Source organism: Salinarimonas ramus (assembly GCF_014645695.1).
GTDB lineage: Bacteria > Pseudomonadota > Alphaproteobacteria > Rhizobiales > Beijerinckiaceae > Salinarimonas > Salinarimonas ramus.
This window is the reverse complement of record NZ_BMMF01000015.1, coordinates 147,203-171,916: the sequence shown is the minus strand read 5'-3', so window position 1 is coordinate 171,916 and position 24,714 is coordinate 147,203. Positions and strand designations below refer to the sequence as shown.

The following is a 24,714-nucleotide window of genomic DNA, read 5'->3' as shown; positions in this document are numbered from 1 at the left end:
GCATTCGAAGGCACACCACACCACTCCCGCGGGGTGGAGCAGCCCGGTAGCTCGTCAGGCTCATAACCTGAAGGTCGCAGGTTCAAATCCTGCCCCCGCAACCAACTTTACTTGCCTCTCTGGCGGAGGCTTTCCGCCCGCCGCAAGGGCGAGAATTCCGGCCAACGCTCCTTCCAGATCAATCGCGAGCCCGCCCTGCGCCTCTGGGTCGGGGCGAAGGACGATGCGGTCGACCAGGCGCCGAACCGCCTCGGCCGCTTCGACAGCGGCGGCAGGATCCGACAGCTTCGAGACCAGGGCTCGGACCTCGGACCTGTAGACATCTGCCATGCTGGGATGGAGGCGAACCGGATCCGGATCCTTCGTCGCGCCGATCTCCGCTTCGAGAGCCTTCGCCTGCGCGTCGAGCTTCCACATCTCGGCCTTGACCACGTCGGCCGGGACACCCTCGCGCAGTGCCTTCACCAGCCGCTCCTGCTCCCGGCGCGTCGCGGCAAGCTTCCGCGTCACCTCGTCCAGTCCGCTCGCCGCCTCGTCACGCAGCCGGTTCGCCTCCCGCGTGTACTCCTCGCAGAACAGGGTGACGAGCTCGGGATCCATCAGGTGCTCGGCGAGGCCGTGCAGAACGGCCGCTTCCACCGTCTCGCACTTGATCGTCCGGCGATTGGCGCAGACGCTGTCGCCCTTGTTGCGCGCTGTCGAGCAGCCGAACCGATCGCGCGAGATCTTCGAGAAGCCGCCCCCGCACGCGCCGCACGTCATCATTCCCGAGAAGAGATGGCGGGGCCGTCGGTGGCTCCACATTCCGCCCCCCTCCCCCTCGACGGCCGTCGCCTTCTGGCGATCCTTCACCGAAGCCCAGAGCGCATCGTCCACGATTCGCAGATCCGGTACTGGCTCGACGATGCACTCGTCGGGCGCGTTCGGCCGAGCCTGTCGCTTGTCCGTGTCGGGGTCCTTGACGAAGCGCTGGCGATTCCAGACCAGCCTGCCGACGTAGAGCTCGTTGTTGAGGATACCGGTCCCGCGCGTCTTGTTGCCGTTGATCGTCGACGCGCCCCACGCGCCGCCACGTGGCCCGACGACACCCTCGCGGTTCAGGGCGCTCGCGATCTGCTTCGGCGAGAGGCCATTCGCGTAATCCTTGAAGATGCGCAGGACGACCTCGGCCTCCCCGAGGTCGACGTTTCGCTCGCCGGTGATCGGCGTCCCGTCAGCGTGGAAGCCGGCACGCTTGCGGTAGCCGTAGCTGATGCCGCCTGCCGATCGCCCCTGGAGGATGCGCCCCTTCTGCCCGCGGCGCGTCATCTCCGCGAGTTCCGTCAGGTAGAGGGCGTTCATCGTCCCCTTGATCGCAACGTGGATGTCGCCGATCTCGTTCTCGAGGCGCGTCCAGATCCTCACGCCCGAAAAGCGCGCCAGCTTGCAGAAATGTGCGGTGTCCGCGAGGTCGCGGCTGATCCGGTGGAGGCCCTCCGCGATCACCATGTCGATCCGTCGCGCGCGAACATCCGCGATCAGCCGCTGCATGCCGGGTCGCTTCAGGCTCGAGCCGGACAGGGCGTCGTCCGAGTAGACGCACACCACGTCGAGCCCGAGCGCGCCAGCGAGCTTCCGGTTCTCGCGCTCCTGGTCCTCGTTGGAGGCGTCGTTCTGCAGATCGGTTGAGTATCGATTGTAGATCGCTGTCCGTATCAATCCACTGCCCCCGGCTCGCTCCGCGCCGATAGATGATCGGTCCGCGCACGCTCTCGCGCAAGCGCCCGAACGATGACAAGGACGTCGGGATGAAAGCGCGGTGCGTCCGAGCTGGGTCGTTGCCCCTGCTGTTGCAAGCGGGACGGAGGGGAAGCGCTCCGATCATCCTTAACGCCAGGCTTCGTCGGGTTCGTCGTCATCGTCGACCGTCATCAGTGCGCGATGATCACACCCTGTCCTACGAGCCACCGATTCGATGGAAAACAAATGCGTCAAACGCGAGATCCGCGGTCCTCGCGCGCTTGTTTGACACAAGAAGGAAAGAACTTTTTCAGGTGTCGACGCTATACCTATCCAGCGAAAAGCAAGGGGGGGGCGGCGGTATGGGACCTTTGGAAGACAGTGTGGCCCGGATCTACATCGATCCTGTGCGGCATCCGAACGGATGGCCTGAGGCAGTCGGCGCCGAGCTGTTCGAAGAACTGAGGGAGGTTCCCAACCTGCATATCGTTTCGGCGAGATTGGACCAAGTGGAGGCAATGCAAGATATAGGCGGTTCGACCGCCGTTGAGAACTTCAAGAAATTGGGATTCCATATAGTATTTCTGACTGCACGGCCGATTTCCGAAAAAAGGTCCCGCGGCAGACAGCGGCTGCAGGCGATCGAGGCAGCACTTTATCAGGCGCTCCAGAGGGAGTTATATATCCGTTCTGCGGAGGTCGATTGGATGCTGTTGAATCATCCAAGCAACGCAAGGCCACCGTACTTGAGTTCAGTTCATTGCTTCTCCGCAAAAATCAGAGAACTTGAGCAACTTGCTCGACTCAAGCTCAGCAACAAGGAGGACGAACCTCTTGCGACAGAGGACGAAGAATCTAGTGACGACACAGCTCTGGCTGACCTCTTCATTGAGCGCCAACTGGAGCGAGGTCGAAAGATAAAGTACGGCATCCTGGGTGAAGAGCGCCTGACAGGCGAGGCCCTGCGCGCGCGCTACGTTAACGCATTGGAGCATACATATAAGACCGAAAGTGCTGATGTTTTTGATCAAAGAATTGAAGGTGTCTGTACTCTCATCAGGTTTATCGCGCGCGGCTGCTTACGAGCGACGACTGTCGCCGCTGTCAATGCCCGTACCGACAGGATTGAGCGCAAGTATGGTGATGTGCTTCGGGCTTTAGACGCGAAGGGTGGTGGCACTCATGTCATGCAAGATATGTCTTACGAGCAAATACTAAAGAGATTTGGGAAAAAGGCCGCAACAGCTGCCACGAACGTAAATTCAGCTGATTTAAGGGTGGAAAATCCGCAGAACTTCGGCGATGACAGTTTACGTCTTGATGATATGATCGGCCTCGCCATATTTGCAAATGTTGACCCCTTCGAAATTTGCTCCGATCATTTATTGTATCATAAGGTGATAGAATGCGCGAGGGCGTTCTCTTCGTATCTCCACGACGGAGTCGAGATGCCCGAAGATCATAAAAGAATGTATCTCAAAGCTTTCACCTCAAAAGGAGAAGCGCTGCTAGAGTATACCGCAGCTGGAACTCTCGCCAGGATCGTCGCTCTACATTTTCAATTGAATCGTCGCGCTCTCCCGCGGAGACCAGACCGGTAAAAATGCTGAGAATTGCGTTCTGCGGCGCGTAAGCCTCGTGCTTTGTTAACCATGTGAAGCGCGACGGCCTCGCTCGGGAATCGTCACTCTTGATTTATGGCCAAGCCAGCTCCAAGTGGATAGGACCACGGGCGTCGTCCGTGGTGCCAGATCCGGCGTCTGCTCGTTCGAGCGAGCGGCCGCCAGCGCAGTTCGAGCTGCGCCAGCGGCCTGGCCACCCGTCATCCTGCTAGGACAGGAGTTCGCGATGGTTACGTCCATCTATCGCGTGCAGTCGCACGCCTGCAAGACCCCCGATGCGCCCACGTCGAGCCTCGTGGCTCCGCGCGCCCCCGCCGCTCCCGGCCCCGTCGCCTCCCCGCTGTTGGACGCTGACGCTCAGGTCGCGATCCTCGCGGCCGTGGGCGACGCCGGCGTGATCGGCCTCGGCGATCTCGTCCTCGCGATTCCGGGCCACCCGCGCCCGATCAGCGCCGTCTGGGCCCTCGTCTCCGCGGGCCTGCTCGCGGCCGATCCCGGCGCGCCGTTCGATGCCGACCTGCGCATCTGGCGCACCGCCGCGGCCTGAATCCGACCATCGGCTGATGCCGTAGTGCCGCGCGAGGCCATTGCCTTCGCGCGCGCTCGGCCCTGACGCGAGCACGCTCTCATGATTCTCACCTCATCTGGCGAGGCGCCCGCCTCGCCGCGCGCACCCGTCTGGGTGCGCCATCTCACCCCGGATCCCGCCGGCGCGCGGCTCATCCTGTCGCCGGGCTCGCCGCTCATCGCTGGCGTCGCGTCGGCCTGCGAGGCCGACATGTTGCTGGAGGAGCCCGCTCTCGGCGGCGCGGCCGGTTATGTCCTGATCGACTGGCCGCACGCCGTCCGCGTGGGCGAGACGCTCGACATGGCCGGGCGCTGGGCGGCGCATCGCGGCGCCCCGCCGCTGCCGATCGAGCAGGTCTTCATCGTGGCGTCCCTGCCCGAACTCAGGGCCGGCCGCGACACGACGCTCGCCTTGCAGTCGATCCTTCATCGACTCGCCCGCGAGTCGGGCCGCTGCGCGCTCATCGGTGCTGCTCCGAGCCCTTCGCCGCTCGAGTCGAGCGATTCCGCCCTCGTCGCCCGCTGGGCGTCGGACATCCGAGGCCTGCTGCTCGCGGGCATCGGACCGCTGTTCGAGCCGTGCGCCGCGCGGCTGCAGCCGCGCGCTGTCGAGGCCACGCCGCCCGAGCCGCCGGTCGGCGTGCTGCGCCCCGTCAGCGTCGGTTACGCGCTCGATGTCCCCGGCGGCGTCGCGCTCTGGCCCGACGCCATGCGCTATCGCCTCGAGTGGCGCGGCGCTCGCGCCTCGGCGGCCGTGGTCGACGGCGTCACCGTGGTCGAGAGCGGATCCCTGGTTATGGCAACGGAGACCCCCTGCATTCAGCCCTGCATCGCACGGAAGCGCGCGCGACTGCAGGCCGAGGGAGTCCTCGCGCCGACCCGCAATCCTCAGCTGCTGCGCCTGGCCAAGCCCGTCAGGCTGCCGTCGCTGATCAATGGCGCGCGAGTCGTGACCGGGTCCAACACGGGCGTGGACGTCTGGCGTCCAATCTGACCGGGGCATGATGGCCACCGGACCGCGCTTTGCCGCCTCTGACTCACTCTCTGTTTAGGAGCGCCCCATGCGCCTCTCGCATCAGTACGGCATGTTCGCCAGCGTCGCCAACCTTCGCAGCGTCGAACCGACGGAGGTCGCTGACGACCTCGATTCGCTCCCGGACTACGACGCCGATGCCGAGGCCGAGGCCGGCTTGGAGGGCGCCAGCGCGACCACGACTGTCGACCTCCCGCGGTCGAGCGAGCGGCTGATCGCCGAGCTCGCGGTCGATGCCGCGCTCCCGGCGCCTGTGCGCCGCGCGCTCCTCGAGGGTCGGCCGAATGTGATCCTTGTCCTGGTTCCCGGCGGTGCATGGTGCGCGCGCGTGTTCGAGGCCATTGCCGCGCTCGCGCCGGGCTGGAACGTCGCGAGCATCATCGCGTCTGCACGGCCGCGGCCGGGGACGTCGGAGATCGCTCGCGTATCCGCCTCGACACCGACAGTCGCCGTCACTGCGGATATCGCGTGGCTCTCGCCCGTCGTGGTCGCGGCGGCCGACGTGGTGATCACCGTCCGGGCGCCGGCGCCCGATCTCGTCGCCGAGGCGGTGAAGCGCTGGTGCGGCGCTCGCCGATGCGTGCGGGTCACGGCAGCCGACATCGCCGGCCTCGACCTGCCCGACCTCGCTGCCGGCCTCCGCCGGGGGGCATCTCAGCGGGCATGCATCAACCGCCTCCAGAGGGCGAGCGCCGCGCGCATTCGGCCCGCCGAGCCCATCGACGCGCCCGATTTGACGACGCTCGTCGGATACGGCGAGGCTCATACGTGGGCCGTGCAGACGGTGCACGCGATTCGGCGTGTCGCCGCTGGCGCGGCTTCCGCCCAGACGTTGGAGTCCGCGATCCTCCACGGCCCGCCGGGCACCGGCAAGACGACCCTGGCGCGGGCGATCGCCGCGGCGGCGGGGGTCCCGTATCTGCAGACGTCGATCGCGCAGCTCTTTTCCTCCAGCTCGGGAAATCTCGATGGCGTCATAAAGGCCTTCGATCAATACTGCGATAGACTACTATTGGCACGAGACACTCTCAATTCCGGAACTGCGATCGGCTTCATCGATGAGCTCGATGCCCTGCCGGATCGTGCAACCCTGAGCCCGCGCGGGGCAGATTGGTGGCTACCAGTGATCACGTCCGTCCTCATGCGCGTGGAAGCATTGCGCCGCGAGGGCGTGGTGCTCCTCGCGGCTACGAATCACCTCGAGAGAATTGATTCTGCATTGCGAAGACCGGGCCGATTCGATCGGAGCCTGTTCATTGGCCTTCCCGACGAAGCGGCGCGCGCCTGCATTTTCCGCCAGCACCTCGGCGGCGACCTGCCGGATGCGGACGACGAGCTCCTCGCACGCCTCTCCCACGGCGCCACCGGCGCGCAGATCGCGGGCTTCGTGAGAGGCGCGCGCGCTCGGGCCGGGGAGCGGCCCGTCACCGTCGACGACCTCCTCGCCGAGGTCGCTCCGCCGGACCAACGCGACCCGGCTGCACTGCGTGCGATCGCGTTGCACGAGGCTGGTCACGCCGTCGTGGCGCTCGCTCTCGGGCTCGCGGTCTCGCAGGTCTCGATCGTCGCGTCCACCGGCGCGGAGGGTGTGACGACCATCAGCTTCGCCGATGCCCTGCCCAGCCGTACCGCTCTGGACCGTCGAGTCATCGCCCTGCTCGCTGGGCGCGCGACCGACGTCGTCCTCGGCGCCGGAGCCACCGCGGGGGCGGCGAGCGATCTGAGCGAGGCCACGAGGACGATTGCGGCGTCCCATGCGGCGCTGGGCCTCGCTGGCCCCCTGGTCGTCCGGTCCAACACCGCGGCGATCCAGTCGCTCGTGCGTGACGATCCAGATCTCGCCGCGCGCGTCGATGGCGAGCTCCACCGGCTCATGGAGCAGGCCGAGGCGATCGTCCGCGCACGCCGAGATTCGATCCGTGCCGTCGCCGAGGCGCTGCTGAGCCGGCGGGCGCTCACGGGGTCGGAGGCGGAGGCCATCGCGGCCGCCCACAAGCCGAGGATTCGCGTCAGAGCGAGATCCAGCCTGTAGTCTGGGGCTGCGGCGCATGTGTTCAAGCCGGGGCCGCCAGCTGCACTGTATGCTCGCGATGCCTCGCCAGCGCCGAAGCTGGCTGAGGCGGTTGTGTAACCGGAAACAGTTAGTAGATGTCCGGTACGACCGATTCTGTAAATGCCCTTACCGTCGAAGCTTTGGCTTTGCGCCGCCGCCGAGACCCCGCTCGATCTCCTCGGCGGCCTGCTCCACCGCGTCGAGAGCGGCGAAGAGCTCGTCTGCTGATGTGTCCAGCTCCAGGACGGCGCTTACAGCGCTCAAAACATTCCTGATCCGGTCGGCCGCGGCCTGCAGCTTAATGGACGCCGCCCGCTGGGTGCGATCCCGTTGGTCGAGGTCGATCGCTCTGGTGCGCAGCTCGAGATCGCGGATGGCCGCTTTTTTCTCTGCCCTGTCGAGCTCCGCTTCCCGGCGCGAGAGAACCTCTCGCTCAGCGGCGAGCCCGTGCTCGACCCGACGCTTGACCACGTTCTTGAGGTCCAACACCATCTTGAGCAATTTCATCCGCTTCGTCTCGACGGCGCGTGCGACGCCCTTCAACCGGCTCCTTTCCTCCTCCACCGACACGACTGTCTTTGCCAGGTATTGTTTGGCTCCGGTCGGCGTCGCGGGGAGGCCGCCCTCCTTCAGGACCGTGGCGGCATCGCGGCCATACCCAAGCCCGAGATGGGCGAGAGCCTCGGCATAGGATCGCCTCAATTCGTTGTAGCTGTCCCGTCGCTTGAAGATGAGGTTGCTGCTGTAGGAGATTGCCCGCTCAGGAAGGGCCTCCAGAGCGGCGGCGCGACGCTGCTCGAATTCGTCGTCGGTTTCGCCGCGGCTCGCCATCGGCCGCCCCGGAACTCTAGCACGCTTTTCGTAGGTTGGCACGATGAATGCGTGCATATGCGGCGTGGTCTCGTCGAGGTGCAGTGCGAGGTGCACCAGGTCGTCACCAAACGTCGATTCCAGCCAGCTTTGGGATGCCGTACTCCAAGCGGCGAGCCGCTCGGCATTCCAGGTGCCGCGCTTCGCGCGAGGATTGGGTCTGAAATAGACTTCCGACGCACTGAGCACTATGCGAGCGTAGGGTTCCTCCTGCCGCCGAGACGGCGGCCGAATGCGGCTGACGTACTTTTCGACGGCCTCCTTCGGCGATGTCGGACCACGCAGGACTCTATTATCGGGCGTGCGCTTGGGATCGATTACGCTCGTTTCGGCGACGCGCAGGCGCTCGTGCCGGTCGTGGGCGATCAGGTCCGACGCGCTCGCCCGCTCGACCGTGAAGACGATGACCATCAGCGGTCACCGCGCAAGCGCACGGCCTCCGACCTTCGCCCCGCAGAAAGTTTCATTGCCCATAGGGAAACTTTCTGCTCGGCACCGACGGCGCGGCGATATTCCGGCGCTTGGATCTGGCGAGTGACCATCGTTTTCCTCCGTCACGATGGGCGAGACTTTCCTCTTTCCTGCGGCGGGTTTCTGGAAAACAAACCGGCGATTTTCGCCGATGTGCCCGGGTTTCCGGCGGGCCCGATGGGGTGTTGCGGTCGAGCGGCATTCAGCGTTCCTCGGCAAAGCCGAATGAAGACCGGGCGAGAAGCTGAAGCTCGGCTGACCGAAGAAGGGCCTCCGGGGCCGCTCGACGGTCCGGGGCGGCCCTGCCCGCCGGCCAATCCTCTTTGCCTCCCCCTCCCGCTGCGCTACGGTCCCCGAAAATGCGGAGTAGCGCCTTGACCAACATCACCTCCTTCATCTGGGGCATCGCCGACGACGTGCTGCGGGACGTCTACCGGCGCGGGAAGTACCGGGATGTCATCCTGCCGATGACCGTCATTCGTCGGCTCGACGCGGTGCTCGAGCCCACGAAGGAGCGGGTTCTGGCGGAGAAGGCGAGGCTCGACAGCGAGGGATTGGTGAATCAGGAGGCGGCGCTGACGCTCGCCGCCGGGGAGGCCTTCTACAACGCCTCTCCCTTCACCCTGCGCGGCCTGCTGTCGACGAACAACGCCCAGCGGCTGCGGGCGGATTTCGAGGCCTATCTCGCGGGCTTCTCCGAGAACGTGCGGGACATCCTGAAGAACTTCGAGTTCCACGCGCAGCTCGATCGGCTCGAGGAGAACGACTGCCTCTACCCGCTGATCGAGAAGTTCTGCTCGCCGAAGATCAACCTCTCGCCGCGCCCGGTCCTCGACGGCGACGGCGTCGAGATCCTGCCCGGGCTCGACAACCACCGCATGGGTACGGTGTTCGAGGAGCTGCTGCGGCAATTCAACGACGAGAACAACGAGGAGGCGGGCGAGCACTTCACCCCGCGCGACATCGTCGACCTGATGGCGCGGCTCGTCTTCCTGCCCGTCGCCGACCGGATCAAGGACGGCACCTATCTCCTCTACGACGGCGCCTGCGGCACCGGCGGCATGCTCACGGTGGCCGAGGACACCCTGCGCGAGCTCGCCCGGGAACGCGGCAAGCAGGTCTCGATCCACCTGTTCGGGCAGGAGCTGAACGGCGAGACCTACGCCATCTGCAAGGCCGACCTCCTGCTCAAGGGCGAGGGCCAGGCCGCGGAGAACATCAAGGACAAGTCGACGCTCGCCGCCGACGGCTTCCCCGGCCGCAAGTTCGACTTCCTCCTCTCGAACCCGCCCTTCGGCAAGAGCTGGAAGACCGACCTCGAGAAACTCGGCGGCAAGGCCGGGGTGGTCGATCCGCGCTTCGTCGTCTCGCATGCGGGGGAGCCGGCCATGTCGCTCGTCACCCGCTCCAGCGACGGGCAGATGATGTTCCTCGCCAACATGATCTCGAAGATGCGCGAGGGCGGCCCGGTGCCGAGCCGCATCGCCGAGATCCACAACGGCTCGGCGCTCTTCACCGGCGACGCCGGCGGCGGCGAGAGCAACGCGCGCCGCTGGATCATCGAGAACGACTGGCTCGAGGCCATCGTCGCCCTGCCGCTCAACAGCTTCTACAACACCGGCATCGCCACCTACCTCTGGATCCTCTCGCGCGAGAAGGACGAGGCGCGCCGCGGCAAGGTGCAGCTCATCGACGCGACGACCTGGTTCCGGCCGCTGCCGCGCAACCTCGGCAAGAAGAACTGCGAACTCACCGCCGCCGACATCGAGCGCGTCTGCGAGGCCTATCGGGCGCTTGCCGAGACGGAGCAGTCGAAGGTCTTCCCCAACGACGAGTTCGGCTATTGGAAGATCGTGGTGGAGCGCCCGTTGCGCCTCTCCGCCGACCTCTCCCCGCGCGCCCTCGCGCGGCTGCGCGCCGAAGCGGGCGCGGACGTCGCCGACGCGGCGGCGAAGGCGGCGCAGCGGCTCGGGCCGGGGCCGCATCGGGACATGAACGCGGTCCTCGCCGCCGTCGAGGAGGCGGCCGCCGCGCTCGGCCTGCGCAAGAACGCGGCGCGCCGCAAGGCGATTCTCGCGCATTGCGGGACGCGCGATCCGCAGGCGGCGCCGGTGATCGCCAAGACCTACAAGGCCGGCGAGGCGGACCCGGTCTACGGGCTCTTCCCCGCGCGGATCGCGGGCCGCCCGGCGCTCGTCGCGTACGAGCCGGACGTCGCCCTGCGCGACACCGAGGTCGTGCCGCTGCGCGAGGAGGGCGGCATCGAGGCCTTCTTCGCCCGCGAGGTGGCGCCGCACGCGCCCGACGCCTGGATCGACGAGGACGCGACCAAGATCGGCTACGAGATCTCCTTCACCCGCTACTTCTACAAGCCCAAGCCCCTGCGCAGCCTCGCCGAGATCCGCGCCGACATCGAGGCCCTCGAGGCCGAGACCGAGGCGCTCCTCTCCGACATCGTGGCGGAGGGCTGAGCATGAAGGGCGCGGGGCGGTATCCGGAGTACCGGGACAGCGGGCTGGCTTGGCTGGGGGAGGTGCCGGCGCATTGGGAGGTGCTGCGGTCGAAGCTTCTTTTCCGGGAGATTGACCGTCGGTCTGACGACGGATCTGAGACACACCTGTCGATGAGCCAACTTCATGGACTCGTGCCGAACTCTCAGGTCGAGAGCTGGCGCATGGTGTCCGAGAGCTATGCAGGCGGGAAACTATGCGAAGAAGACGACCTCGTTCTCAACCGGCTCAAGGCTCATCTCGGCGTCTTCGCTCGCGCGCCAATGGCGGGTGTAATCAGTCCCGACTATACGGTTTTCAGGAAGAGAGCCGAGCTTGAGACGGCCTATTTCGAGTATACTTACAAGACTCCGCAGCTGAAAGCCGAGCTCCGAAAGGCAGTCAGGGGCATCGTCGAGGGCTTCTGGCGGCTGTACACGGACGACTTCGGCGATATTCGCGTGCCCGTCCCGCCGCTGGACGAGCAGCGCCGGATCGTCGCCGTCCTCGACGCCCACGACGCCAAGGTGCGGCGCTTCGTGCGGGCGAAGCGGCGGATGATCGGGGTTCTGGAGGAGCGGAAGCAGAGCCTCATTGCGCACTATCTCCAGCCTCAGAAGGACGGATGGACCGAGAAGCGCCTCAAGGACTGGGCCGTGGTCAACGCGTGCGATCTGCCGGAGAACACTCCCTTTGATTTCGAGTTCGACTACTTCGATATCGGCTGCATAGGGACCGGGAGGCTCTTGGAGCGGCCGACCAGGTTGAGTTTCGAGGAAGCGCCCAGTCGGGCGCGACGGGTTCTGTCTGCCGGCGACGTATTGGTCTCCACGGTCCGAACCTATCTTCGCGCGGTGTACTTCCTCGAACATTGGCCGGAGCCAGCCGTCGCCTCTACGGGGTTTGCAGTCCTGAGCGCGCGGCCCGGCACCAGCGCTCGGTTACTCGCGCGCGCGATCATGAGCAAGGAGTTTACCGACAGGGTGACGCGGGAATCAATTGGCGTCGCCTATCCGGCGATCTCGGAGACTCGGCTGTCCCGTTTCAAGCTGGCGCTTCCGAGCGATCACGGTACGCAGCAAGATCTGGCTGCCCGAATCGACTCCGAAACCGCCGAAATCGACGCCGCCATCGCCCGGATCGAGCGCGAGATCGCCCTCGTCCGCGAGTACCGCGAGCGGTTGGTCGCCGACGTGGTCACCGGCAAGCTGGACGTGCGCTCTGTTCAACTCGACGACAAAACTCTAAGTGTGGAGAGCGACGAGGACGCGCTCCTCGACGCGGAGGACGACGAGGACGAGGGCGACGCGATCCATGCCGATGCGGCCGAGTGACGTCAGCGAGGGGGCGTTCGAGAGGCGCGCGGTCGCGCTCCTGACCGGGCGCCCGATCGAGGCTGTGACCGACAAGCCGGAGCTCGACGAAGGCGGCGAGCACTTCGTCGGCCCCGACGACTGGATCGAGGGGCGCGCGGCGGACTACGATGCCGAGCACGCGCTCGACATCCCCCAGCTCGTCGCCTTCCTCCAGGCGACGCAGCCCGACATCCTCGCCGCGCTCGACCTCGACAACGCCGTCAAGCGCCGCGCTTTCCTCGCACGCCTCGCCGGCGAGCTGACGAGCCGCGGCGTCGTCGACGTCCTGCGCAAGGGCGTGCGCCACCTGCACCACCGCGTGCGCCTCTACTACCCCACCCCGACCTCCGGCAATCTCGAGGCGGCGCGGGTCTTCGCGGCGAACAGGTTCAGCGTCACGCGCCAGGTGCGCTATTCGCGCGACGAGACGCGCCGCGCGCTCGATCTCGTGCTTTTCGTCAACGGCCTGCCGGTCGCGACGGTCGAGCTGAAGAACAGCCTCACCCGCCAGACCTGGCGCGACGCGGTCGAGCAGTACAAGCGCGACCGCGATCCGCGCGAGCCGCTGCTGCAATTCGGCCGCTGCGTCGTCCATTTCGCCGTCGACGACGTCGAGGCGCACATGTGCACCGAGCTGAAGGGCAAGGACAGCTGGTTCCTGCCCTTCAACCGCGGCTGGAACGACGGCGCCGGCAACCCGCCCGACCCCTCGGGGGTGAAGACCGACTATCTCTGGCGCGAGACGCTGGCGAAGCGCAGCCTCGCCAACATCCTCGAGGCCTACGCCCAGATCGTCGAGCGGCGCGACGAGCGCGGCCGCGTGGTGAAGCGCGAGCAGATATTCCCGCGCTACCACCAGCTCGACGTCGTGCGTCGCCTGCTCGCCGACGTCGGCGCGAAGGGCGCGGGGCAGAGCTACCTGATCCAGCACTCGGCCGGGTCCGGCAAGTCGAACTCGATCGCCTGGCTCGCGCACCAGCTGGTCGGGCATCTCAACGGCGGGCAGGTCGCGTTCGACTCGATCGTGGTCGTCACCGACCGCACCAACCTCGACAAGCAGATCACCGCAACGATCAAGCAGTTCGCCCAGGTCGACAAGGTGGTGGGTCACGCCGACCGCTCGGGCGACCTGAAGCGCCTGCTCGAGGAGGGGAAGAGCATCATCATCACGCTCATCCACAAGTTCCCGCTCATCCTCGACGAGATCGGCAACGAGCACCGCGGCCGGCGCTTCGCGCTCCTCATCGACGAGGCGCATTCGAGCCAGGGCGGCGGCATGGCGGGCGCGGTCAACCAGGCGCTCTCCACGGTCGAGCGCGAGGAGGAGGAGACGGTCGAGGACCGGATCGTGCGCATGATGGAGGGGCGCCGGCTCCTTCCGAACGCGAGCTATTTCGCCTTCACGGCGACGCCGAAGAACAAGACGCTCGAGATCTTCGGCGCCCGCGAGGAGGACGCCGAGGGCGTGCGCTTCCGGCCCTTCCACGTCTACACGATGAAGCAGGCGATCCAGGAGCGCTTCATCATGGACGTGCTCGCCTCCTACACGCCGGTGCGCAGCTGGTACCGCCTCGCGAGCACCGTCGAGGAGGACCCCGAATACGACGCGCGCAAGGCGATGAAGAAGCTGCGCGCCTATGTCGAAGGGCACGATCACGCGATCCGCAAGAAGGCGGAGATCATGATCGACCATTTCCACGACCACGTGCTCGCGCGGCGCCTCGTCGGCGGCAAGGCGCGCGCGCTGGTCGCGACCGGCGGGATCGAGCGCGCCATCGCCTATTTCCACGCCTTCAACGACTATCTCGCCGAGCGCAAGAGCCCCTGGAAGGCGATTGTGGCGTTCTCCGGCGAGCACGAGAACCGGGGCGTGAAGGTGACGGAGGCGAGCCTCAACGGCTTTCCCGCGAACAAGATCGAGGCGATGGTCCGCACGGACCCCTACCGATTCCTGATCGTCGCGGACAAGTTCCTGACCGGCTACGACGAGCCCCTGCTGCACACGATGTACGTCGACAAGCCGCTCTCGGGCGTGAAGGCGGTGCAGACGCTGTCGCGGCTCAACCGCGCGCATCCGCAGAAGAGCGGCACCTTCGTCCTCGACTTCATGAACGAGACCGAGACGATCGTGGCCGCCTTCGCGCCCTACTACCGCACCACGGTGCTGAGCGGCGAGACCGATCCGAATCGCCTCAACGACCTCGAGCGCCGGCTGGAGGAGGCGCAGGTCTTCACGCAGGCCGACGTCGATCTCGTCGTCGAGCGCTTCCTCTCCGGCGCCGACCGGGGCGCGCTCGATCCGCTGCTGGACGCCTGCGCGGCGGCCTACGGGCGGCTCGACGAGGACGGGCAGATCGCCTTCAAGGGCGACGCCAAGGCCTTCGTGCGCACCTACGGCTTCCTCGCCATGATCATGCCCGCCGGGCAGCCCGCCTGGGAGAAGCTCGCCACCTTCCTCAACCTCCTCATCCCCAAGCTGCCGGCCCCGCGCGAGGAGGACCTCGCCGCCGGCGTCCTCGACGCCGTCGACATGGACAGCTACCGCGCCGAGGTCGAGGCCGCGATGGCGATCACGCTCGCCGACGCCGACGGCCCGGTCGAGCCGGTGACGGTGGGCGGCGGCGGCGAGCGCCCCGACCCGCAGATCGAGCGGCTGAGCGTGATCATCGAGGAGTTCAACGCCCAATTCGCCAACCTCGACTGGACGGACGCGGACCGGGTTCGACGAATGATCGACGAGGAGCTTCCCGCCGCTGCGGCTGCCGACAGCGCGTTCCGGAACGCGCGCGAAAACATGGATCGGGATACCGCTCGGCTGGAGTTTGACGCGGCTTTCCGGCGCGCGATGAACGCGCGAATGGGGGACGAAATGACCCTCTACAAGGTGTTCATGGACAATCCGGCGTTCCGCGGGTGGCTGCTGGAGCGGGCGTTCGACAAGGTCTACTTTGAGAGCAGACCGGGGCTTTAGGTGTCACTCGGCTTCGCGGCGAAACGCTCGTGGGCACGACGGACGCCTGCTGGATCAAGGTGTTCAGATCCGGGACTCCGCGCGGATACACACCAAACACCAGCGTGTCTGCCTGCCATCAATTGCGAGAGGTCGCGTCGCGACAGATGAAGCTGGTGCTCAATAGCCCGGCAGAACGCTCCGGCCAGAACTCCTGACCTGTTTCCGCTCTCGGAGGCCGACGGCTGCCGGCGCATAGCCCAACCCTAAAGTTCCGATTGCTCCTACAGCTCGGCCGGCGTGCCCAGATCTGTAGGAGGAATAGGAAGTGTAGGACGCGTCCGAGCCGAGCCATCTCGCGGGCACGGACCAGCGCCGCGTCCACGCCGACGGTGAAATAGTCATACCCTCCCTCGCCAGATCCGCCACGCTTCGCGCCGGACCTTGCCCCGGATTATGACCTTGCCGGGCGCACGCTTCACCCAGTCGTGACGCTCCAGCACCGCGAGGGCGCGACGCGCCCGCTCGGTCTCCGGGAAAGGACCGGACTGCGCAGCGTCGCTCGCCGAGATGAACTGTTCGGGCCACTTTTCGACCAGCCAGCGGCGCAATCTCTCGGCGTCCTCGGTTTCCCGCGAGATGGTCGCGCGGTCCGCCAGACGCCTCGCTTCCTTGATGTAGAACAACACGAGTTCGATCGCATCCCTCATGGTCGTGGCGCTCACGACTTCCGTTTCGGGATCGTCGAACAGCGCCATGACGGCGCCAAGCCGGGCGGCATGCTCTGCCGCCTTCGACGCGAATGGGCGCACATTTTCCAGATCGCCGCCGGGCGCCTGCGCCTGCTCGGCAGCGCGCGCGAATTCCTCGAGCCCGATCCGGGCGTGTGCCGCCAGCTTCAGCATGCGGGGAGCCAGCTCGTTGCGTGCACCGTCGGCCAGCGCGAGCGGGAAACGCAGCAGCGCGCCGACTTTTGCGTTGAAGCTCGCGAGGACAATATCGCTCTCATCCATGTGGCCGGTGCGCAGCCGCGCTCCGATCGTGCTCGCCGGCTCGCTGACGAGGAAGCGCGCGAGGAAGCCCTGGCCGTTGGCGACCGGGTCGGCGAGCAGTCCCGCCGCGGCGACCGGCTGGGTCATGAGGTGCATGGAGATGCGGCGGCCCTTTTGATACGTGACCCCGTCCTGAGCCCGCCAGCGGCTCGTCGGAGACCCGTCCCAAAGGCCGGAGAAGCCAGCCATCGTCTTCAGCCGATGCTCCGCCTGCATGCCGTAGCCGCCGATGAACGTGCCGGCATCGTCGGCGAAGATTCCGAGCGACGGCCTCATCGCACCGAAATTCTTGGTCAGCCCTTCGAGTGTCGGCGCGTCGGAAACGATGCTGGGCAGCAGCGGTGACTCGGGCTCCGGGCCAAGCTCGGCCAGCTCGCGCTTTGCGTTCTCTGGATCCGCGAGCGCCGACCTGAGAATCTTGTCGTACCGCTTCCTCCAGATATCGAGCATAAACCGGTGTGCAGCAATCTCCTTCCGTTGGATATCGGCGAGCTCGGCCTCGAAAGCTCGCACAGCCGCCATGGCTCGGCGATCGCACGCGCTTTTCCTCTCGCCCGTCTGTGCGATCGTCAGCAAGTAGAGCGAGCTGGGAGCGGACCCATGCAGGGTCTCGGCGTCTGCGATCCCCTGGACGGCGAGCGAGGCGACCCCGAGCACGCTGTGGGCCGCGATCGCCGGCGGCGCCTGCGTGATGTCATGCAGGGCCTCGGCAGCGCGGCGCAGCGGGCCGAGCGCCGCCATCGGGTATGGTGCGCCGGCGGGCGCCATGCGGACAAGCGGCATCGGCTCGGTGTCGTGCAGGGGCTCGGGGTTAGCCGGATTGGGCTTATCGCTGCTGCTACTCACGTCGACCTCCGTTGAATGCGGAGATCACCATTCAGCACATTCGATGAGGCCCGCCTGGAAAACAAATCGCCGAAATCCAGCGCGGCGCCCCTCTGGGACAGACGTCAAGTGCCGGCTTGTATTGATCTAGCAGAGCATTGAAGAAGCAGGGTCGCTGCCGCTGTGCTCCGCGACGCTGCCGCCCACTGCGGTTCGCCCTCCGGCTTCGAGATAGAAGCGATCGTCGAGCCGCCGCCGAATGAGCCGCTGAGCGAAGCCTCCAGACCGGGCATCCAGCACCTCTGCGCTCGCGGCCTTGCAGCCGGACCCGTCGCACGGCAGCGGGGCCCCCTCCATGTCGTCGGGCGGCGCGCCGAGCAGCGAGAGGATCGTCGGGGCGACGTCGATGAGGCCGCACGGCCTGTCGTCGACGATCCCGCTCGGGCCGCCGGGCGTCGCGATCGCGAGCAGGATCGCCAGCTCGTGACGATTGAGCCCGCCGTGCATGCCGCCGCCGACGGGGACGCCCCCCGTGAGGAGCCCGCGGCCCGGCAGGCCGTAGCGGTCCGGCCCGTCGTCCGAGCGCATCACGTAGACGAAGTCGGCGGCGCGCGGGTGCGCGAGGCCGACGGCCGAGAGCGGCAATGCGCCGGGCGCATCGGCGAGCCGGTCCTCGCGCGCGAAGACCATGCCGATCTCGTCCTGCTCCATCAGCCAGCGCGCCACGTCGGCGGCGAGCGCGCGATCCTCGGCGAGGAGGCGCGCCTCTCCCGACGCGCCGAGCGTCAGGGCGACCGCGTCCCCCGGCTGCGGCCGCACAGCTGAGGCGAGGCCGGCGGCGCGCATCCGCGCCTCGATCTCGAACAGGCCGGTCGTCGAGATCTGCCCGTGATCGCTCATCGCGACGACGGCGGTGCGCGCGCCCTTGGGGCCGGCGCGCGCGGCGTCCACGATGTCGCCGAAGGCGCGGTCGACGGCGCCCATCACGGCGGCGGTCTCGGGCGCGCCGAGGCCGCAATAGTGGAAGGACGTGTCCGGCTCGGGAAACCAGACGACGACGACGTCCGGCCCGTCGGGCGCGAGCGCCTGGTCGATGGCGACCCGGCGCGCGTACTCGACGGCGGCGAATTTCGGCACCTCCGCCTCGGGAAGCGGCCCGAAGGCGGCGACCGCGCGGCGCACCGCATCCGGCGTAAGCGTGCCCGCCTCGCCGTGAGCGGAGAAGGTCCAATGGCCGTGGTCGGCCGCGGCGGCGTTGAGCATGAAGCCGCCGCCGGCGGAGCCGCAATGGACGGCGGCCATGCGCATTCCCGCCGGCCCGAGGCGCTCTCCCAGCGATCGCGCCGTCTGGACCGTTCCGCCCCAGGCCACGCGGGCGCGCATCAGATCCGTGAGGCTCGACGTGTCGAGCGCGGCCCCGGTGAGGATGGCGGGCTGGTGGAAGGCGTTCGAGACGATACCGTGCGAGCCCGGCATGACGCCGGTCGACACCGACGAGGTCGCCACCCGCGTCAGCGAGGGAAACACCGAGCGCGCGCCGGGGAACCGAACGCCCTCGCCTGCGAAAGCCTCGAGCCGCGGCATGCGCCCGGCGACCATGTCGGGGCGAAGGCCGTCGAAGACGACGACGACGACACGTTCCACCGCTTGCCTCATGCTGCGCTCCCGTCGGTCGGCGCCTCGGATTTCGTCTCGCCCGCCTGCGCCGCGCTCAGCCGAGGAGGTCGGGGTGATCGGTCAGGATCGAGGTCGCGCCGGCGGCGAGGAAGGCGTGGGCCTCGGCCGGATCGTTGATCGTCGCGGCCGCCCATTCGAGACCCGCAGCGCTTAGCCGGGCGCGCGCCTCGGGACCCGTCGCGGCGGCCTGGACGTGCAGGATCTGGCAGCGCGCCTCCGCGAGCCGTTCCACGGGGTCGCGCGGCGCGTATTCCACGGCGAGCGCGCGCGGGACCTGCGGCAGCGCCTGCGCCGCGAGCCGCATGCACCGCTCCGAGAAGCTAGAGAGGAAAAGTCCGCGGTCGCCGATCGGCCAATGCGCCTCGAGCGTCCGGGCGACGGACGAGACCAGCTCTTCCTCGAGCCCGCTGTTCTCCTTGAGCTCGAGCTGCAGGCACAGCCCGCAGTCGAGGACGGCCTTCAGGAACTCGGCCAGCTCAGGTACCCGGGTGCCGGCGAAAGCGGGCGAGAACCAGGCTCCGGCGTCGAGCGCGCCGATCGCCGCGAGTGGGGTGCGCGCCACGGCGCCGACGCCGTTCGTCGTGCGCTCCAGCGTCGTGTCGTGGATCATCACCAGCCCGCCGTCGGTGGTGAGCCGCACGTCGGTCTCGATCCAGCGCGCGCCGCGGGCCGCCGCCAGCTCGACAGCGGGCAGCGTGTTCTCGGGCGCGAGCGCGGAGGCGCCGCGGTGCGCCACGAGCGGCGAATTCACGATCCTGGGGCGAACGGTGGACATGCGCGTCCTTCTTTCCTGGTCGGGGTGGCGGCCCCCGGGACGGGGGCCGCCGGTGCGCGGGTCAGCGCTCGAGGATAACGGCGTCGATGAAGTGGGCCTCGACCGCGTCGCGGAACGGCCGCATGGGCCACGCCGTCTGCCGCTCGCGCATCTCCATCGAGACCAGCGCCGCGGAATCGTCCGCCGCGAGGTTCATCGGCGCGGTGCCGAACTCGACGTTGAAGCGGCTCTGCACCTCGGGCGAGGTGAGCCAGTCGACGAAGACCAGCGCGGCGTTGGCGTTCGGCGCGTTGGCCGGGATCGAGACTGCGTTGCCGCCGCCGAACATGCCCATCTCGGGGATGTAGAAGCGGATCTCGTCGCGCACCTCGCCGTTCACCTGCAGGCCGGCCAGATGATCTTCCCACGCGGCGACCATGGTGAACTCGCCGTCGGAGAGGCGGGTGATCGAATCGGCGTTGGAGGCGGTGATCACGTAGTCGTCGGCGTGCTCGTTGAAGAAGTCGATTCCACCCTGCAGGGCCGCGATGCGCTCGGCCGAGTCGTCGCTTTCGGAGAAGTCGACATCCGAGACGGCGCGCAGCACGCTCATGTAGAAGGACGGCCCCGAGCCGCCGTTCTCGTAATTGAACCCGAACTGGCCGGGGTTCGAGGTCCAGAAGGCGGCGAAGTCCTCAGGCGTCTGCGGCAGGTCCTCGTCGGCGATCTTGGCCGGGTCGTAGGCGATGCCGGTTTGGTTGCCCCAATAGGCCACCGCCACCGCGCCGCCCTCGATGCCTGCGACAGTCGCAACCCGGCCCTCGTCGGCGGGGAGCCCGTCGAGCGCGATGAACAGCTCCGGGTTGATGTTCGGCAGCTGGTCGAAGCCGTAAGCCAGCACGTCGATGTCGCCCGTCTCGCGGCCCGCTTCGGCGATCATCTTGTCGATGTTGGCGATGTGGTCGCCATCCGGGATCCTGACCTCGATCCCGTATTCTTCCGTGAAGGCCTTGGTGAACTCGCGGAAGCGATCCTCGAAATACCAGACGAACCAGGTCACCTCGCCTTCTTCCTGGGCGGCGGCGACGACGGCGTCCCAGTCCATGGTCTGGGCCTGGGCGGGCGCGAGAGACAGGGTGAGCGCCAGTGCGGCGGTGGCGGACATCAGACGGTTGAGCATGTGCGTTCTCCAGAGCTTTCGGACGACATCTCGTCACCCCTTTCCCGATGACAGAGCCGGGTTCGCGGACTTGAGGAACCGCTCCAGGATCAGCATCAGGATCACGTTCGGGACGGCGAGAATGAGGGCCAACACGGCCGCATTGGACCGGTTGAAATCCTGGCCGAGCTGCGAGTAGAGCAGCGTCGGCACGGTGGTGAAGTCGGGCGTGCCCACGATGTAGGCGATCGCGAATTCCTCGATCGACTGGATGAAGACGATCAGCAGCGTGGCCATGATCCCGGGCTTGAGGGCCGGCCAGTAGGCCACCCGGAACCGCTCCAGCGGCGAGGCGCCGAGGTCGCGGGCCGCGTCGACGTGGTCCTGCCGCACCTGCTCGAAGCTGACGGTTAGGATGCGGATGGCGAAGGGCAGGAACAGGACCGCGTGGGCGAGCAGGATCGCGAAGAAGCGGTACTGCGCGAGGCCCATCTGGAACAGGATCGACGAGAAGAAGATCGCGGTGACGAACGTGGGCACCACCAGCGGTAGGAGCGCGATCAGCTTCACCGTCTCCTTGCCGGGAAAGTCGTAGCGGCCCAGCGCGTAGGCGGTGGGCATCGCCAAGAGCAGCGTCACGACCGCGGCGGTCGGCGCCAGCGTGTAGGAGTTCAACAGAGCGGGCTGCAGCAGGGAGTTGTTCCACATGAACTCCCAGCGATAGAGCGAGATCACCGGCGGCAGCAGCGTGTCCGGCGTCCAGGTGCCGGACGGGTCGACCAGGGACCAGAGCACCGCCATCGTGAAGGGGATCAGCAGCCAGAGAGTGCAGATCAGCAGCAGAACCAGTATCGGCGCCTGGTCGATACGCAGCCGGGCAATCATTTCCGCCGCCCCCGAAACGCGAGGCGGCTGACCACCGCGAGCAGGACGGAGCCCGCCAGCGACAGCGCCATCAGCGTCACGCCGACCACGGCCGCGTCGTTCCAGCGGCCGCGGTCCTTCATGAAGGTCATGTATTGCGCGAGGCTTCGCTCGTTGGTGGGGCCGATCGTGGTCTGGAAGGTGAAATCCGCCAGCGCGCCGATGAATATGATGATCAGCGATGCCTGCATGGCCGAGACGGTCAGCGGCGCGATCACTGTCAGAAAGCGCTGCCAGGCCCCAGCGCCCAGGTCCTGCGCCGCATTCAGGACGTCGTCCGAGATCGCTTGCACCGCGCCCGTCAGCAGCAGCAGCGCGAAGGGCATGTTTTTCCACACCTGCAGGAAGATGAGCCCGATCGCGTGCTCGTCGTTCTGAAGCCGCCGCGGCTCGTCGAAGATCCCGAGCCAGACCATCATCTGGTTGAGGATGCCGTGATAGCTGATGACGTTGAGAAACAGGAAAGCCGCGACGATGCCGTGGACGAGCAGCGGCGCCTTGAGGATCGCCGAGATCGTCATCGAGCCGGGGAAGGGCTTACGCAGCCAGAGCGCGAGCGGATAGGCCAGCGCGACCGAGAGGAACGCGCTCGTTAAGCCGACGTAGAGGGAGTAACGGACTGCGCGAAGATACGACTTTCGATCGATACCCTCGATCCAGAAGCTCCAGGAGAAGCCGCTCTCGCCGATCAGGTTGTAGTATCCGAAGCTCTGGGCGACGGCGATGTAGACGACCGCCCCGATGAAGACGACGATCAGGCCGATGCCGGGGCTCAGCAGCATCAGGATGTAGGCGGCGCGGCCGAGCGTCATGGACCGGCCTCCAGCACGACGACGTGCTCCGGCGCGATCCGAAAGCGGATCTCGTCGCCTTCGCGCGCCTGCGTGCGCGGAACCTGGATGCGGTAGGGAACCCCGTTCGTGGCGACCGCGAGGTCCGTGAAATGGCCCTGGAAGGCCCGGTGGAGAACCTGCGCCGGCAGGCCGTCGGCGGCGAGCTCCGCGGTCTCCGGCCGCCAGCACAGATGCACCTCGGCGCCCCGTCGCGGCGCGTCGACGCGCGCGGTGAGGACGCCGATCGGGGTGTCGACCGCCCACTCGCCGGGAGCGGTCTGCGCCGTCAGCCGGCCCCGCAGGATGTTGGCGCCGCCGATGAAGTCGGCGACGAAGCCGGTGCGCGGGCGGTAGTAGAGCGCCTCGGGCGTATCGGCCTGCTCCACCCGGCCGGCGTTCATCACGAAGATCCGGTCGGACAGCGCCAGCGCCTCGGACTGGTCGTGGGTGACGTAGATCGCCGTGAGGCCGAAATCGCGCTGCACGCGCCGGATCAGGATCCGGACCTGGTCGCGCAGCCGCGCGTCGAGATTGGACAACGGCTCGTCGAACAGGATCACGCCCGGGCGCATGACGAGCGCCCGCCCCAGCGAGACCCGCTGCTGCTGCCCGCCCGACAGCTGGTTGGGCAGCTTGTCCATCTGCGGATCGAGCTCGAGCGTGCTCGCGACCTCCTCCACCCGCCGACGGCGCTCGTCGCGCGACAGCCGCTTCTGGCGCAGGCCGAACTCCAGGTTCTCGCGAACGCTGAGGTGTGGAAACAGCGCGTAGGACTGGAAGCAGAGGGCGGTGTCGCGCGCCTCTGGCGGGACCCTGGTGATATCCTCGTCGCCGAGCCGGATGCTGCCGGCGTGCGGCTGGAGGAAACCGGAGATCATCTTGAGAAGCGTGGTCTTCCCGCAGCCGGACGGGCCGAGCAGGGTGACGAACTCGCCGGGGGCGACGTCGAACGTCACGTCGTCGACCGCGGTGACCCCGTCGAAGCGCATCACCAGGCCGTTCGCCGAAACCCCGATCATGCCCGCGCCTCGATGGCCGTTGCGTTCCGTCGCGTCACGGGGCATTACTTACGTCGAGTGAAACTATTGTGACGCTTCGTAAGGCGCAGGCGCGGACTCCCATGACCGGGACAGGGCGGGCGGCGGATCCCTCTTCGATCTTCGAGATCGGTCCCAGCACCGGCGTCGTCCTCGACGCGGTGCGGCGGGCCGGCGGCGTTGCGCGCTCGGCCCTGCCCGAGATGACGCTGCTCTCGCAGCAATCGGTGCACCGGATCGCCGAGGACCTCTTGGCCCGGGGCCTCTTGAGATCCGACCCGCCCACGATAACCGGGCCGGGCAAGCCCAGCCCCCGGTTGTCGCTGCGCCCCGACGGCGCCTTCGGCCTCGGGGTGGCCGTCGACACGGACCGCGTGCGCATCGCGGTCGTGAACCTCGTCGGCGAGGTCCTCCACCGGTCCGAGCTCACGGCCCCGCCGAACGATCGCGACGCCGTGCGCGCGGCGGCGGCCGAGGCGCTGTCCGACGCGCTCGCGCGACTTGCGCTGCCGCGCGAGCGCGTCGCCGGCCTGGGCGTCTCGATGCAGGGATTCCGCCAGGTCCGCGGAAACGCGTTCGTCCCGCCTTCGCCGCTGGACGGCTGGACGTCCGTCGACGTGGTCGCGACCTTCGCGCCGGATGTCGACGGACCGGTCTACGCCGAGAACAACGCCAACCTGGGTGCGGTCGCGGAGCTCTGGGCCGGGGCCGGCCGGCGCTACGACACCTTCGCATATTTGTCCCTCAATCACGGCTTCGGTGGCGGGCTCGTCCTCGGCGGGCTGCCGTGGCACGGCGCGCACGGCAACGCGGCGGAGATATCCTCGATCTACACGCCGGCCGAGTTCGCGGACCGGCCGGCCCTGTCGGGCCTGCTCGAGCAGCTCCGGGCGAACGGCCTCGACGTCGCCAACGTCTCGGCCCTGCGAACCCGCTACGATCCCGCCTGGCCGGCGATCGCTGCCTGGATCGCGCGCGTGACGCCGGCGCTCGCGCAGATGATCCGCGCGTTGATCGGCATCGTCGATCCGGCCGCGGTGATCTTCGGGGGCGAAGCGCCACGCGACCTGCGGCACCGGCTGATCGTCGCTGCGCAGGGCGAGCGGATCGACCGCTACGGCCGCCAAATTCCTGGGCCGGAGCTCGTGGTCGGCGAGATCGACGCCGATCCCAGCGTCGTCGGCGCCGCGCTGATGCCGATCCGGCGCCGCCTCTTCCGGATACCCCCGACGCGCGCGGAGACAGGCCAGACCGCGGCGCCGTGACGGCGCTGCAGATCGGCGGCGAAACCCTGCCCGGCGTCATCGACGCGTCACCCGGCGCC

Annotated in this window: 17 protein-coding genes and 1 tRNA gene; 9 read left to right on the top strand and 9 right to left on the bottom strand. The window is 67.5% G+C overall.

The window, feature by feature from the left end; all coding sequences use genetic code 11:
• Positions 1–27: 27 nt before the first annotated feature.
• Positions 28–104 (top strand) — tRNA-Met (locus tag IEX89_RS21765).
• Here IEX89_RS21765 and IEX89_RS21760 read toward each other — a convergent pair.
• The gene (locus IEX89_RS21760) at positions 61–1,698 is read right to left on the bottom strand and encodes a recombinase family protein (RefSeq protein ID WP_244645641.1); all 1,638 of its coding nucleotides are present in this window, start codon (positions 1,696–1,698) and stop codon (positions 61–63) included. The two genes, IEX89_RS21765 and IEX89_RS21760, sit on opposite strands and share 44 nt — an antisense overlap.
• Positions 1,699–2,033: 335 nt before the next feature.
• Between IEX89_RS21760 and IEX89_RS21755 the strand changes: the two genes are divergently transcribed.
• The 4 genes from IEX89_RS21755 (at position 2,034) to IEX89_RS21740 (ending at position 6,973) form a co-directional block, all read left to right on the top strand.
• The gene (locus IEX89_RS21755; RefSeq protein ID WP_188915379.1) at positions 2,034–3,320 is read left to right on the top strand and encodes a hypothetical protein; all 1,287 of its coding nucleotides are present in this window, start codon (positions 2,034–2,036) and stop codon (positions 3,318–3,320) included.
• A gap of 247 nt (positions 3,321–3,567) precedes the next feature.
• On the top strand, positions 3,568–3,888 hold the full coding sequence (locus IEX89_RS21750) for a hypothetical protein (protein WP_188915378.1): 321 nt from the start codon (positions 3,568–3,570) through the stop codon (positions 3,886–3,888).
• An 81-nt stretch (positions 3,889–3,969) separates the two neighbouring features.
• The gene (locus IEX89_RS21745) at positions 3,970–4,902 is read left to right on the top strand and encodes a hypothetical protein (protein WP_188915377.1); all 933 of its coding nucleotides are present in this window, start codon (positions 3,970–3,972) and stop codon (positions 4,900–4,902) included.
• A gap of 67 nt (positions 4,903–4,969) precedes the next feature.
• A complete protein-coding gene (locus IEX89_RS21740; RefSeq protein ID WP_188915376.1) occupies positions 4,970–6,973 on the top strand; it encodes an AAA family ATPase in 2,004 nt (667 codons plus the stop codon).
• 147 nt (positions 6,974–7,120) lie between these two features.
• Here the strand turns inward: IEX89_RS21740 and IEX89_RS21735 are convergent, their stop codons facing one another.
• Entirely contained in the window at positions 7,121–8,275 is a 1,155-nt protein-coding gene (locus IEX89_RS21735) for a plasmid recombination protein (protein ID WP_188915375.1), read from the bottom strand.
• 434 nt (positions 8,276–8,709) lie between these two features.
• Between IEX89_RS21735 and IEX89_RS21730 the strand changes: the two genes are divergently transcribed.
• From IEX89_RS21730 to IEX89_RS21720, 3 genes are read left to right on the top strand one after another with little or no spacing between them, the layout of a single operon-like run.
• On the top strand, positions 8,710–10,806 hold the full coding sequence (locus IEX89_RS21730; RefSeq protein WP_244645636.1) for a type I restriction-modification system subunit M: 2,097 nt from the start codon (positions 8,710–8,712) through the stop codon (positions 10,804–10,806).
• Between the two features lie 2 nt (positions 10,807–10,808).
• Positions 10,809–12,158, top strand: a complete 1,350-nt coding sequence (locus IEX89_RS21725; protein WP_188915373.1) for a restriction endonuclease subunit S — start codon at positions 10,809–10,811, stop codon at positions 12,156–12,158.
• Positions 12,139–15,150 carry a type I restriction endonuclease subunit R gene (locus tag IEX89_RS21720; protein ID WP_244645635.1) on the top strand — a complete coding sequence of 1,004 codons (3,012 nt, stop codon included), beginning with the start codon at positions 12,139–12,141 and terminating at the stop codon, positions 15,148–15,150. Before IEX89_RS21725 ends, IEX89_RS21720 begins: the two co-directional genes overlap by 20 nt.
• Positions 15,151–15,530: 380 nt before the next feature.
• Here the strand turns inward: IEX89_RS21720 and IEX89_RS21715 are convergent, their stop codons facing one another.
• From IEX89_RS21715 to IEX89_RS21685, 7 genes are all read right to left on the bottom strand, one after another.
• Entirely contained in the window at positions 15,531–17,027 is a 1,497-nt protein-coding gene (locus IEX89_RS21715) for a YfjI family protein (RefSeq protein WP_210317689.1), read from the bottom strand.
• 126 nt (positions 17,028–17,153) lie between these two features.
• The gene (locus IEX89_RS21710) at positions 17,154–18,662 is read right to left on the bottom strand and encodes an alkaline phosphatase family protein (RefSeq protein WP_188915372.1); all 1,509 of its coding nucleotides are present in this window, start codon (positions 18,660–18,662) and stop codon (positions 17,154–17,156) included.
• Between the two features lie 55 nt (positions 18,663–18,717).
• Positions 18,718–19,458: a glycerophosphodiester phosphodiesterase family protein gene (locus IEX89_RS21705; RefSeq protein ID WP_188915371.1), complete on the bottom strand. Its 741-nt coding sequence runs from the start codon at positions 19,456–19,458 to the stop codon at positions 18,718–18,720.
• 61 nt (positions 19,459–19,519) lie between these two features.
• Complete coding sequence (locus IEX89_RS21700; RefSeq protein ID WP_188915370.1) at positions 19,520–20,617, bottom strand: extracellular solute-binding protein; 1,098 nt, start codon at positions 20,615–20,617, stop codon at positions 19,520–19,522.
• Positions 20,618–20,650: 33 nt separating this feature from the next.
• On the bottom strand, positions 20,651–21,481 hold the full coding sequence (locus tag IEX89_RS21695) for an ABC transporter permease (protein ID WP_188915369.1): 831 nt from the start codon (positions 21,479–21,481) through the stop codon (positions 20,651–20,653).
• The gene (locus tag IEX89_RS21690; RefSeq protein WP_188915368.1) at positions 21,478–22,332 is read right to left on the bottom strand and encodes an ABC transporter permease; all 855 of its coding nucleotides are present in this window, start codon (positions 22,330–22,332) and stop codon (positions 21,478–21,480) included. Before IEX89_RS21690 ends, IEX89_RS21695 begins: the two co-directional genes overlap by 4 nt.
• A complete protein-coding gene (locus IEX89_RS21685; protein ID WP_188915367.1) occupies positions 22,329–23,372 on the bottom strand; it encodes an ABC transporter ATP-binding protein in 1,044 nt (347 codons plus the stop codon). The genes IEX89_RS21690 and IEX89_RS21685 overlap by 4 nt, the downstream gene beginning before the upstream one ends.
• 101 nt (positions 23,373–23,473) lie before the next feature.
• Between IEX89_RS21685 and IEX89_RS21680 the strand changes: the two genes are divergently transcribed.
• A complete protein-coding gene (locus IEX89_RS21680; RefSeq protein ID WP_188915366.1) occupies positions 23,474–24,655 on the top strand; it encodes an ROK family transcriptional regulator in 1,182 nt (393 codons plus the stop codon).
• The last annotated feature ends 59 nt before the right edge of the window (positions 24,656–24,714 follow it).